The 12,327-nt window shown below is 43.5% G+C and carries 13 protein-coding genes and 1 tRNA gene; 1 reads left to right on the top strand and 13 read right to left on the bottom strand.

What is annotated here, in order from left to right:
- Window positions 1-85: 85 nt before the first annotated feature.
- Window positions 86-161 (top strand) — tRNA-Thr (locus F8H35_RS07320).
- A 131-nt stretch (window positions 162-292) separates the two neighbouring features.
- Here the strand turns inward: F8H35_RS07320 and F8H35_RS07315 are convergent.
- The 13 genes from F8H35_RS07315 to F8H35_RS07255 all read right to left on the bottom strand — a co-directional run bounded on the left by F8H35_RS07315 (window position 293) and on the right by F8H35_RS07255 (window position 12,323).
- The gene (locus F8H35_RS07315; protein ID WP_472572894.1) at window positions 293-799 is read right to left on the bottom strand and encodes a glycoside hydrolase family 108 protein; all 507 of its coding nucleotides are present in this window, start codon (window positions 797-799) and stop codon (window positions 293-295) included.
- Window positions 799-1,119: a hypothetical protein gene (locus F8H35_RS07310; protein WP_472572893.1), complete on the bottom strand. Its 321-nt coding sequence runs from the start codon at window positions 1,117-1,119 to the stop codon at window positions 799-801. The genes F8H35_RS07315 and F8H35_RS07310 overlap by 1 nt, the downstream gene beginning before the upstream one ends.
- Window positions 1,116-1,532, bottom strand: coding sequence for a 3TM-type holin (locus F8H35_RS07305; RefSeq protein ID WP_472572892.1), 417 nt, complete (start codon window positions 1,530-1,532; stop codon window positions 1,116-1,118). The genes F8H35_RS07310 and F8H35_RS07305 overlap by 4 nt, the downstream gene beginning before the upstream one ends.
- The gene (locus F8H35_RS07300; protein ID WP_472572891.1) at window positions 1,511-2,029 is read right to left on the bottom strand and encodes a YiiX/YebB-like N1pC/P60 family cysteine hydrolase; all 519 of its coding nucleotides are present in this window, start codon (window positions 2,027-2,029) and stop codon (window positions 1,511-1,513) included. The genes F8H35_RS07305 and F8H35_RS07300 overlap by 22 nt, the downstream gene beginning before the upstream one ends.
- Complete coding sequence (locus F8H35_RS07295; RefSeq protein WP_472572890.1) at window positions 2,030-2,497, bottom strand: hypothetical protein; 468 nt, start codon at window positions 2,495-2,497, stop codon at window positions 2,030-2,032.
- 11 nt (window positions 2,498-2,508) lie between these two features.
- Window positions 2,509-3,279 (bottom strand): hypothetical protein, encoded by a 771-nt coding sequence (locus F8H35_RS07290; protein WP_472572889.1) that lies wholly within the window; start codon window positions 3,277-3,279, stop codon window positions 2,509-2,511.
- 1 nt (window position 3,280) lies between these two features.
- Complete coding sequence (locus tag F8H35_RS07285) at window positions 3,281-4,168, bottom strand: hypothetical protein (RefSeq protein ID WP_472572888.1); 888 nt, start codon at window positions 4,166-4,168, stop codon at window positions 3,281-3,283.
- Between the two features lie 69 nt (window positions 4,169-4,237).
- Window positions 4,238-7,465, bottom strand: a complete 3,228-nt coding sequence (locus F8H35_RS07280; protein ID WP_472572887.1) for a phage tail protein — start codon at window positions 7,463-7,465, stop codon at window positions 4,238-4,240.
- Window positions 7,466-7,711, bottom strand: a complete 246-nt coding sequence (locus F8H35_RS07275; protein WP_472572886.1) for a C40 family peptidase — start codon at window positions 7,709-7,711, stop codon at window positions 7,466-7,468.
- Window positions 7,708-8,322 (bottom strand): baseplate hub domain-containing protein, encoded by a 615-nt coding sequence (locus F8H35_RS07270; RefSeq protein ID WP_472572885.1) that lies wholly within the window; start codon window positions 8,320-8,322, stop codon window positions 7,708-7,710. Before F8H35_RS07270 ends, F8H35_RS07275 begins: the two co-directional genes overlap by 4 nt.
- Window positions 8,319-8,879 carry a DUF2460 domain-containing protein gene (locus F8H35_RS07265; RefSeq protein ID WP_472572884.1) on the bottom strand — a complete coding sequence of 187 codons (561 nt, stop codon included), beginning with the start codon at window positions 8,877-8,879 and terminating at the stop codon, window positions 8,319-8,321. Before F8H35_RS07265 ends, F8H35_RS07270 begins: the two co-directional genes overlap by 4 nt.
- Before the next feature lie 8 nt (window positions 8,880-8,887).
- On the bottom strand, window positions 8,888-12,001 hold the full coding sequence (locus tag F8H35_RS07260) for a hypothetical protein (protein WP_472572883.1): 3,114 nt from the start codon (window positions 11,999-12,001) through the stop codon (window positions 8,888-8,890).
- Window positions 11,991-12,323 (bottom strand): hypothetical protein, encoded by a 333-nt coding sequence (locus F8H35_RS07255; RefSeq protein WP_472572882.1) that lies wholly within the window; start codon window positions 12,321-12,323, stop codon window positions 11,991-11,993. Before F8H35_RS07255 ends, F8H35_RS07260 begins: the two co-directional genes overlap by 11 nt.
- Window positions 12,324-12,327: the final 4 nt, after the last annotated feature.

The raw sequence follows: 12,327 nt of genomic DNA, 5'->3' as shown, positions 1-12,327 counted from the left end.
CAACAGAGTTGATAACTACCTCAATAGGCCCGGAGAGGATAAGGATTACGTAGTTTCCGGTTTAGGCCTTGACTTCAAGTTTTAGGCTGGCGTAGCTCAGATGGTAGAGCGGGGCACTCGTAATGCCCAGGTCGGGGGTTCAAGCCCCCCCGCCAGCACCACTTGAAAATCAAGGAAAAACCAACTCTCACAAAGAAAATCCCGTCAAAAGCTCATTTGGAATTATCTGGAATTATTTGGAATTTTTTGGAACTTTTGGGTGCAGTTTTGCACCCAGAATGCACCCAGCTTTTCACCCAGTGTAAAGGGTGAGGGTGCGGTTCACCCAGCCACGGAAGAACTTACGGAGAAGATGGTTTTTATCAGTTATTTGTTTGTAGTAGAGCAATCTCTGAAGGAGATAATCTCTTAGTAGGGTTCCCACGTGGCACTGAGATAAAGCCCTGATAGTTAATGGTCCTATTATGCCGTCAACGTAGAGCTTAAATCCCTGTCTGTTTATAGCCCTCTGGAGAATCTGTCCTGCCCTTTTTATTCCTGTGTTGACGGCCGTGTCAAAGTGATATATAGCAAGCTTAGGATGGACTTCTTCTAACTCAGGGCAATAGGCTTTCAGCCAATAGTCCCGCCAATAAATCTCCTTAGCCTGTTCTTCTGTGAGGTTCTTTATGTCAAGGTTAGGGTATTCGCTTTTTGAGATGCCGTATTTAGTTTCCCCTCCCGGATCGGCGGGGTCGTTGACGTAGCCGCCCTCAAAAGACAGAAGGAGTTTAAAAGCCTTTTCAAACGTTGGACTCATTAGAGCCCCAAGAAATGCTTAGCTATTTCAATTCCAATAGGCATACCTACTGTGCCTAATGCAACTGCACCGTAGGCTACCCTTTTAAGGAATTGAATATCGTTTTCAAGTTTTTCTACTCTTAGCTGTAGAGCCCTCTTTTCCTGTTCAAAACTTTTGAACATCGTGTCAAGCCTCACCTGTCCTTTAGCTATTTCCGCAAGCTCTTTCAGAGTCTCCTTTATGTCTTTTATATCTCCACCTATCGTTTTAACCTGCGATTCAATCTTTGTATATCCAAGCTCAAGCCGTCTAAGCCTTTCTTCTATTCCGTCGCTCATTTGTTCCTCCTTGCTACAGCGTCGGCAATGGTAGGAGCTACTTTTTCAACACTCCTGCCAATTACATAGCCACCAAGTCCTATCTTCAATAAACTCCACATATCCGGAGGGATAGCGAGCTCCTGAAGGCCAAAGAGGGGAGCTATGATGTAGTTGTGTGCAATGATGTAAACAAAGACCAGCATCGTGATAGGGCGCCAGTTCCTCTGAAGCCAGCTGTGGCCTGTGGCTTCAGCAACTATGATGGCTTTCTGTGCGTCAAGCTCCCGCTCTATGCGGGAGTATTCTTTAGTGAGAATATCCGTTTGTATTTCGGCCTTTAGCTTGTTGGCAAGGTCTTTATCCTCAACCTTTTGGTCTATGAGGTCAGCTACTTTGCTGACAATAGTTGTTACGACGGGGAGCCAGAACATTGAAGGACTCCTTTAGGTAATTTTGCTGAGTATTCAAACTGCAGGAGTGGACTTTTAAGAAATAGACGAGGGCTCACTTCACTTGGATGGGTGTTTTTGAGGAGCTCCACTCCTGCCTGTTTAAATGCTGCGAATACCAGTTCACTACAGAACCATCTGTTTTTACTTTCTAAATTCGGATTGAAAAAGACAAATCCCAAAATCCCCAGCCAGTCGTATGGCTTTCCTATTTGAGAGTTGGCAAACTCAAAAATTTTCTTTTTTTGATGCTCTGAAACCCTCACGGAATATATTGCAAATTCGGTTCCTGGCGTATGAACCTCAGAAAATCTTCCTTTCCTGACGCCATTCCACCAAGCCTCTATGACAACTGGGTCATTCTTGTCTTTGAGGTCAACTACAAGGGCTATATGGGTGAAAGGGAAGCCCCACTGTCGGAACCTTATAGCCCGGCTCGTGAGGCTGATTCCTTTTGAAGCAAGAACGTAGACTTTCATTTAAAGGCTCTCCGCAAACGCGATGAGTTTGTCTAATGCATCTGCAGAGTTTGTATCAATTGCATTAAGCTCAGAGAGTTTTTGAGCATACCACTGAAGTTGCTCCTGCACTGTTGCAAGAGCTTCGTTTAAAAGTGTAGAATCAGAATAGCCTGCATCAGCAAGAGCAAGAAACTTCTCGTATGCGTTCTTTTCATTCTCGGTCAGCTTAGACGTGTCGGGATTGAGAGTGTTTACGAGTTTCGCTAAGAGGACAATAGCCTTTGTGGTGCTTGCGTCTTTTTTGTTGGCATCGCCGATAGTTTTTACAATGTTTTGAGACACAATCCATCCAAGCGTGTCTATGAGGCAGTTTTTTAAGTTCTCAGGGTTGTTAGGAATATTCCAAATTTCATTACCCTGTTCATCTTTATGTTTTGGCTCAATATTTTGATAAATTAAATTGCCGATTTTTATTAATCTAATCATTATTGACCTCCTTAAAATACAATATTAGAAATAATGTTGCGAGGAGTTCCATTCGCATCACAAACAAGATTCTTCGTGTGGTTTGCAACATCATCATCAGTTATTGCTGTTCCGCCAACAGTTATAGTTCCTTTTTCCAAGTTTAAGATAGCTGTATGATAAACATCACATAAATAAGATGATTCCCCAAAAGTAAAATCAATATTTGAATAAAACAAAGAAGCACCCACGGAAGGGTTAATAGTTGTATAATCTCCTAGTTTTATACTTGCTTTGGAATTATTATGTGCTTGAGAAGCAAACATTATATAAGCACCTGAACCTTCACCTTTAACAACGACTCTCGGGTTCGTATCTTGAGAATTAACAAGTTCTACATTAATTCTATGAATTAATGTAGCATTTCTAACATAGATTGGTGGTATAGATGCTCGGTTATAGATAACTTTTGAAGAATCATCAACAGAAAATAGTTTGACTAATTTGTTTTCAATAGTTATAAAATCATTAACCTCACAAGTTCCTACTATATAAACTGTTCCGTAACCTCCAATAGGGATTCTATTTATGGCTTTTGATAATGTTTTAAACGGAGCAGAACTTGAACCGTCGTTGTTATCGTCTCCATTTGTCGCGTCAACGTAGAAGACTGCGTTCCACCAGCTTTTTATATTTGTCTCAGCGCCGGCTATGAAGTTGTCTACCTGCTGCTGCATGTTTTCTATTGCAGAGTTGACGGCATTTATCTGGTTTTGAAAAGATGTCTGTATGCTACCGGGCATTTTAGACCTCCGAAATAGTTAGGGTTGTTTTGTTATCTTTAAATACCACTTCTTTTGTATCAAAACTGGCTGTAATTCCCAATCTTCCAAAAACAAAAACAGTTGCTTGCTCTGAAAGAGTAACTTCTGGCTCAGAAACTGTTATTTGAATACTCTCGTCTATCGGCTTGTTTATTACTTTAAGAACTTCATCTGGCAGTTTTGCGTCAAAAACTGAAAAATCATAGGTGTTTTGATGACATTGGAATGTAGAATTAGACGGATCTATGCCCCGGTTGGTTATTCTCTTTGTTATTCCGTTGTGAGCTAACACGAATTCCTCGTTAGAGAATGCAATAGAAAAGCTGATTACTTTCCCTAAACTCCCTCCGTCGTAGATGTCTCCTACAGGAATAGCCTCTGCAGTTGAGGAATCGGCAGTCTTTAGGTCTATTACAAGCTGAGAGTTTTGAACTGATATTGTTAATAGATTTCCCCCCTCTGTCAGAGTGAAGTAAACACCATCCCCCACATATTCCTGAGAAATTCTGATACTTCCCTCTATGGGAAGAGATAAATCGGTATTGTAGGTGCCTGTTCCTGCGTCAACAGAGGTTACGGGAACGTCTTCATTTAGCCACATTGAGGCTTCACCGTTTTTAAGGGCTACTACCGTAACAACTTCCCGGGTTTTGAGGGATGTTAGGGAACTAACGCCAACTTTTGGATTTTTGAGAAAGTAATGGAAAGGCTTGAAAGCATTGTCAGCATGAAATTGGAGGAGGACCTCTTTATCTGCATCTGAGAGTTCAAACTTTAAAGAGCATTTGAGTTTATCTCCCCAGACTCCCTTTGCTCCCCTGAGAGGAGTAATCTGCTCTTGCGATGGTATCAGCTGGAGTTCTTCCAAAGCTGTCTCCAGATAGGATTTTCTTTAGATTACTCCTCTCGGGGCGGGTTTAAAAGTCTAAAAATTAAACTATTCTGGGGCCCAGTTGGCATACCACCAGGTTTCTTCTTTTCCTGATGGAGTAATTCTTTTTAGGTAATCGTCTGTATATCCCAGGTACCAGTTGTCGGTTGTGACATCGTAAGTTCTGAAATGGTCGGCATTTGCAAGGAATGTGTCGGCAAGGTTTAGATCAACCTTGCGGTACTGTTCTGCTGGTGCAAGATTTTCATCGTTTGTTTTATAGAAAATCCCGTCCCTTACTTTCTGAGGCATCGTGTTCCCTGTTGCTGCAAGCTTGTATGTATTTTTCCAGCTATTCGTTCTTGAGGAATAGACTTTCCAGGTTCCATTTTCCCCATATGCAGCGAGGAATTCCTCCCCAGGGAAAACAAAAAATCTGCAAGCTCTTGAGGCACTATTTCCTACCGAGAGAGTTTTCCATATTGCCCCGTTTTTCAGAATCGTAAGAGTGTCTACTTCTCCTTCGTTTTGTTCTGCAGATAGATACGCCAAGTAGAAATCTCCGTCGTAAACATCAAACCAAACACCGTAGACTTCCGGAGTTCTCGTACTGGTGTCTACTGCTGTGTCTGGGAGCGTAAATGTCCTAATGAGTTGTGTGTAAAGCCAGGGGGTTATGGCATACAGCCTACACGTATAAGGGTCGCTATAAACATCGGGGAAGTTCAACCAATAACCGTTACCAGAAACCATATCGGTTGTAAGACATCCGTTAAATAACTGTAGAAAACCTTTAGTATAGTTGTCTTTTACAGTTATAGCATTAATTCTGTCAGGTGCATAGAAAGAAGCATTGAGATACTTGAAGCTGTTTAGAATCAAAACTCCTCCGGCCATGGAAATATGGCTGGTAATGGCAGGAAAGCTGACATCTCTGCTTAAAGTAACTTTTTCTTCTTGAGATGCCACCCCAGAAGTGTTAACAGCTTTCACACCTATCTCTATGTCGTCTTCATATACAAGCGGTACAGAAAACCTCGTAGATGATGTAAAAAAGCTATCCAGCAGGCTCCCGTCAGACTTCTTGTAAATGTTGATCTCAAAGTGGTCAAAGTCTTTATCAAGAACTTTACTCCAGCTGAGCGATGCGACTTTCTTTGTGTTGTCAACAGAAACAGTTATGCCGCCTCCCCAGGATGGCCCTTCTGTTATTCCTGAAACAGTTATGCTGACAGCAGGAGAACTATTCCAGTCAGCCTTTATTCCGAAAATAGTTACCGGGATAACTTTAACGGAGTAAGTTCCCCCGGCCTTAACGAGGATTCTATACGGTGGAGCTTTTGTTATTCCTGCAAGCTCGCCGTTAACCCACACCTCGTAGTGGTCCATTGTTCCGAAACTCTCTTCCCAGTTAACAATGATGTAAGACATTGGAGTTCCGTCTTTGTCAAGCTCTGTAAGTTCAGAAAGTTCAGGAATAACAGGAGGCGGAGGGTCGTTGGGATCCGGCAGAGAGGTTATGTCTACGCTGGCAAGATCAAGGTCTATGTCCTCGTTGTATAGGCGGTAATCTTCCAGAACCGCTGTTATAGAAATGCTGTCTTCATCTATCTGCCTAACTTCTTCAACCCTGAAAAATTGGTTTTCTATGCCGTAATCAGAGTAAGAAACGGAAATAATATCTCCCGGCTCAAGAGGGAGGCCTTTTGAGATTGTTGTGAAGGCAATGGTGTAGTTAAGTCGCGCCCTTTCAAGAAAGTAGGCTCCTAACCGCTTGGCTCCTAACCTGTCTACTCCGTATAGTTTTACCTTAAGCGGATTTTCCTCTGTTGTTATCTCATCTGGAACCTCTAAAGTCAGCGTGTTCGGTGTATCGTTAAGAACCGGGTCTATGTAGTCTATCTCTATAGAGTTGGGAATTCTTATTCTGGAGGGTAGTTCCACAGAGAATGAGCCATTTATAAAGTCCTCGTCGGTAAATTTCATAGCAGGGGCTTCAAAGAACAGGTTCTTATATCTCAGCCTGTATTTACCTGCGCTCTTAATGAGAATCCCCCTGAAGTGATTGCAGAGGAGCTCCACGACGTCCTTAGCGCTCCCGTCAACAACTACTCCATCAAAAGAGAATCCCTGCTCCTCGCAGTACTGAGCTACTTCCAGAAAACTCTCAATGTCAATCTTGTTTTCCGAAATACCAAGGCCGTATCTGGGGTTGGTTAGATAGTCAAGGAGTATTAAGGCCGGATTGTTTTTTTTGAATCCAGTTCCTTTGTCATCTATATCTCTGCCGTTAACCACAGCAGTTATGTTAGGAACCCCGCTCCATCTCGGCTGGATTACTTTATCAACTTTCTGCGTGGCCCACTTAAGCTTTACGACAACGCAGGCTGTATAGGGAACGTTATCTGTAAATCCAAGGTTTCTTATCTCGTCAAACAGCCCTCCACTTTTTCCTGCGAAGTTAACCTCATCTCCTTTCACAAACTCCCATTCAACAAGATCTGTAGGAGATTTAAACCACGTCTGCCCGTTGTCTGTGGAGTATTCCAGGAAGGAAACCCTGTTAACTCTCTGATAGACCGGCCTGGTCTCCGTGCAAACTTTTTCCACATTCCCGTACTCATCAAACTCATAACCCCACTTGACGCAAACGCTGTCAATCTGCTTCCCTTCTACGGTTATAGTACCGTCGGCCGAAAAAGCAACGGTGTAGGTCCCCTTATCTACACTCTCCCCTCTGGCTATTTCTACAACCTCCGTTGTGTTGCCACCAAAATAACTTTCTCCATAGTCGTTAATGTACCTGGGATACTCCACAGAGAGCTTGATTTTGTTTATTTCAGAGTTTGTTATCTGCCTTACAATTTTTGCCTCTGTTCTTTCAACATCTTTTACGCCTATAAGAGGTTTCCCGTCAAGCCAGAGTTCCTCAACTCCCTGAATAGGCCCTTCACAAAGCGAACCTACTATATAGAGATACTCGTTGTTTTTACCCGACGTTGCGGCCCATATCCAGTTAATTCCTACCCTGCAGCGCCCGTAAACGACCGGGATCTGCTCCTGTGGAGATCTGGTATTTACAAGATATCCCCCTCCACCAACTTTCTTAAACGAATCCCTCAAAAGAGACTGCTGGTACTTAGCAGCTGCATAACTACCTATAAGAGCGGCGGCCGCTGCGGCAATTCTGAAACCAATACTAACCGGAGCCAACGGAGTTATTGATAAGGCTAAGAGAGCAAAACTTCCAACCGTTGACGAAAAGAACTTTCCTATTTTGTGGAAGAACCCCATCTATCTCCTCCAGTAAGTAAGACCGTCAAAGGCTGGAACTGTGCAGACCCCATCCTTTTCAGCCGTGAGAATAAGGCCGTTCCCAAGGTATATACCTACAGGGACATTCTGAAACTTTACGAGGTCTCCTACATGTCTTATAGGAACTTCTCTAAAACCGTCCAGGGAACCATAGAACTCTGTTAGCAATTCTTCTATTGTTAGCTTTTTGCCTAAGAGCCCTGAAACTTTTTCCGCTAAATTCATGATTTCCTTCCCCACGGAAGCTGTTTTTCTGTTATGGAAGGCAAGTACCTGAACCCTCCAAAGTGCATTTCGTTACCAAGCTTCTTACAACACTCAAAAGTTTTATCGCATGACTGTTCAAAACCGGAATACTTGCAGTTTTCGTCCCTGAACCTCCAGGGGCAAAGGGCTGAATGTTTTCTAAAAGTACTTTTGGCAAAGTAGGTAAGGTCACTAACTACTGTTATTTCTGCGGTCTGGCGTGGAAGCTTAACCGAGTCAACCACTCCATCAAATAAAGACACGACGGAAATGGGATTGCCGAGATCGTTTATAAAGGCAAGGAAAACTTCACAAGCCTTGCCCCGCTGGTCGCTGTTGAGAAATACTTCAACTGGTATTAAAGAAACGTTGTCAAACTTGATAACAACTGAATCTGCCGTTAGCCTGCTGTCTTTTGATGACTCATCAACTGTAAAGGGAACGCTTATGTATCTTTCCTCGTTAACCCATACGTCCACGTCAAGGTTCGTAAACCTTAACGGTTCATCAAACTCAAACTTTAAAAGAAGACAAGTTGTTGCATAGAGAGATTCCAGCTGGCTTAAAACCTCTGCTGGGAGGCTCCTCATCTTACCTCCACAATGCCAATCCCAATATTCTGCAGATATGCCTGCCAGATTTCGCTTGAGAGGGAGTCCTCGGCAAACCTTGCAGTTATCATTAGATAGCCGTAAAAGTCTGCCGTTATTGTGGAGCCTGCGGGGGGAGGGTCAGAAAACTCTACTCTGTCTTTTCCCCCGTCACCGACCCCTGGGAGGAGGGAGAAGTGAGAAGGCACGCCGTCTATGTAAACAGTAATTTCACTTACCTCTGTTGCCGGCAGGTCAAACTGCTTAGTTTCTCCATCTCCTTTAGCTACAAGCTCTCCATAGTTCCAGCCTTTGTAAGGAAACCTAAAAAGGAAAGGACTATAGCTGCCTTGATGTCTGATAAAAAAGTTCCAGAGAACATCTGCCTGTTCTTTTGTTAGATAAGAGTACTTCAGCCTAAAAGACCTTTTCGGGAAAACCCATTTTCTCCTTCTGAACTCTCTCCCTCTTTCTAACTCTGAAATAATTGTTTTAAAGGCCACCTGCCTGATAGTTCCCGGTGGGAGACCGGGAAAGTCTATAGGGTAAACTTCCATCTCTACCTCTAACCAAATTCAAGCTGCTCTCTGACTCTCTGAGCTATTAGCCGGTCTATGCCCGTTTTCCTTACAAACTGCTCAAAGGAAATGGGGTCGGTTGCGTGGAAAGTGTTCTGAATAACTATCGTCTGGGGCTGTTGCTGAGGTTGGGGGGCAGGTTTTGGAGTTATCGCTCCTCCTGTTGCGAAACGGGGAAGTCTCATTCTGTTTAAAGCTTCTATGAAGTTTATACCGTAATGCTCTACGGCGTGCTTATTTACTACGTATTCCCCGGGCATAGCCAGGATAGGAACAGAGTCCTTGTTGGGAATTCCCCCTACTATCAAGCCACCTTCAGCCTTTTTGCCGAAGATAACCTTCCAGAATTCAGCAATTTTCGGCGCTACAGCTTCCCTAATTCCTATCTGCACGAGCATAGAGAGAACTTCTTTTGAGAGAGACTGGAAGATTTCTTTTATCTTTACAGCTCTTCCCTCAAGGAGGTCTAAAACCCTGTTGGCAAACAGTCCTTCTATGTTGTAAAGAGTCTGCTTTACAAGGTCATGAACGTAATCACCCGTGTTTTTAATTTCAGCCTGATAGTCCTCTACTGCTTTTTTAGCACCCAGCAGGGGGTCTTCAGAAATGGTTTTCTGTTTTAAAACAAAATCTTTAACTGTCTTGCCTGCTTCCTTAACCCTCTCTTCAAGAGCAATAAGCTCTTTAAGGGTCTTCCTCACTCCCTTTATGTCACCCAACTGTTCAAGTTTTGCTTTGAGCTTCTCTATCTTCCTGATGTTTGTTGCCACCCACTTGTCAACGTCGGCAAGTTGCTTACTCCACCTGTCAAGAGGTCTAGTCTTAGAGAGTTCCTTATCTATCTCTGCGCTGATTTCTGGAATCCGGGAGGCTATATCTTTTAGCGTATTCCGTTTTTTCTCAAGCTCCTTCTGTGCCTTCTCAGCTTCTTCCTGGGCCTGCTTCATAGTCTGAGTGTCTATGGTGAAAAGCTGGACTCGGCGGCTTCCTTCAAGACTTGCTATCTCGCTTCTAAACCTGATAGTCTCAAGCCTTATCTTCTCCTGAATCTGTTTAATACTTTCGGTTATTTGTTTCTTCTCTGCATCTGTTTTGGCCTTTTGAAGGGCCTGCTCATATTCGGCTATAAGTTTTTTGTATTCTGTTATACGCTCCTGAAATGCTCTTTTTCTAATCTCTATTTCTTTGCTCGTCTCCCAGTTGATAAGAGTTTTTAGGCTCTCTGCGTAGTCTTTGGGAGATACAACCTTAAGGGTTTTTAACCTGTCAAGTTGTGCTTTTGCAAGCTGGAAGGCTGTTTTAACCTCTTCCTCTTTATATTGAACTTGTTCTGCAAGCACCTGGAGTTTTGAATTTATTGCAGAACTTATTTTTCCTACCGTATCTGAAACAGAATTACTAAAACTGGAAGAAGGTCTAAGATAATAAAGCTGTTTATCAATAACCTTTATCTGTTTCTGAAGTTCTCTGAGCCTCTCCTGGTATTTCCTGACTTCTTCCTGAGCCTTAAGAAGTTCTCTCTGTTCTCTACTGAAAGGTTTCCCAACTTTTACCGCCTTCATGTAATCAGAGAGGCTTACAGCCCCCTCTATTTTAGGCGTTAGGTGAAGTTCTACCGGTTGTTTTGGAATCTCAGGAGGCTTCTGCAGTTTCGGGAATCCAACAAAAGCTTTGCTCTGTATTTCTTCTATTCTTTTCTTTGTGTCCTCTATCTCTTTAAGAAGCTGAATTTTCAACGATTTTAACTGTTCAACATTAAGCTCAGCTATTTTCTGCCTGAATTTTTCAAGGCTTTCATTTATCTGTTCAGTTACAGTTGGGATAACGTCTCCAGCCTTTTTTAGGGTAAGAGTTCCTATATCCACTTTGTCTTTCAGTTCCAGGAAGGCCACTCCGAGTGCAGAAATAGCCGCTACCAGAGGATTTACTCTAATAGCCATTAAGGCACCGGCTGCTGCGTTTACAGCCCACTTCAGGGATTTGTATGCCACTATAAGCTTTAAAACCTCCTCCAGCAAAATTCTATGTTCCCAGGCCGTTCTCCCAAGCTGAGCTCCGGCGCGAGCAATATTAACCACTTCACGTGATATCTGCCTTAATCTCTCAATAAGCTCTGGTCTTGGAGTGATGCTTTCTATTGCGCCGTATGCGTTTCTCTTAACAATTGCAAGGCTCTCTATAAGAGAGTTAACTTCTTCTTTAATAGCCACGAATAGAGGTAAAGTCCCTTCCTGCATAACCTGACCGACAACGTCGGTCAGGTTAGAAAGAACACCGCTCAGGGTCCCCTGAAGTTCATTGGCGGCCATCTGAAAACCGCGGAGCCTCTCCATAAGGTTCTGAAAGAGAGTCCCCGCCTCTTTCCAGCGTTTTAAATCTTCATCTGTAATTCCTAACGCCGTTGCAAGAGTAGACGATGAAGGCTGTATTCCACCCTGAACAAGGTCTCTAAGCTCCTGAACTAACTGCCGGCCTTCCAGTCCAAGAGCCTTAACTGCGTTAACACCTACAGTTGTAAGCTTCATTATCTGTTCAACGTTAAGGCCGGCGGACATGCCAGGGCCAAGGAGAGTTCTATAAGTCTCAAGAAGTTCTTCAAAAGTTGCAGTTGTTTTAAGGTTTTCCTGCTGAAGCTGAGAAATTATTCTCTGAGAGACCTGTAGGGCAGCGTTCCACTTCTCCTGACCCTGCAGAACTTTCCCTGAAGCATCTCTTATCTCTGCTACTGAGGAGAGAATGCCCGCCATACCTATACGGGCGTTCTCTATAGTTTTCTGATACTCAATACCGTAGGAAATAAGATCCCGAAACTTATTCATCACCTCCCAGGTTCCTACGGCGAATACAACAGACTTGGCAACGGAGGCCATCTCTTCAAGAAAGCCGCGGGTATGCTTAACTTCTATGCCGAACTTTTCAAGAAGGCTCTGGGCGCGGGAGATAGCAGTTCCAGTTTTTACAAATCCTTTCTCAATACCCCCTACCTGGGGGACCACCTCATTGATGGTTTTTTCCAAATCCCTGAGGGATTTCTTTATTGCCTGAGTTGCCTCATCGTGAGCCTTTATAAGTATCCACAGCTCATGCTCTTTACCCGCCATTTTCCATCTCCTTTGAAAAGAAAGAGGCCAGCAGCCTGCAGACCGTTATCTCCGAGTAAGGTTGCTCAAGAAACCCGCCGCTCTGAGGGAGAATTCCAAACTGCCAGAACATGTTGGCCATCAAAAGGTCGTTTTCAGCTTCCTTGTCAACAAGGGGAACAGGACAGAATTCAAACTGTTCCTGCCCGAGGTTGTATACGACGTTTGGATTGTGTTTTTCTCTCGGCAAAAAGGGACAGTTCCCGTATTCGTCCAATCCCCGCTTTCTGCACTCAGAACAGCTCTTGAGCTGTCCATTCTTCTGCAGATAATAGAGAATCATTGTC

This window comes from Thermovibrio sp., from assembly GCA_015488335.1.
GTDB lineage: Bacteria > Aquificota > Aquificia > Desulfurobacteriales > Desulfurobacteriaceae > Balnearium.
Note: the sequence above shows the minus strand (reverse complement) of the source record. Positions and strands in the feature narration are given on the sequence as shown.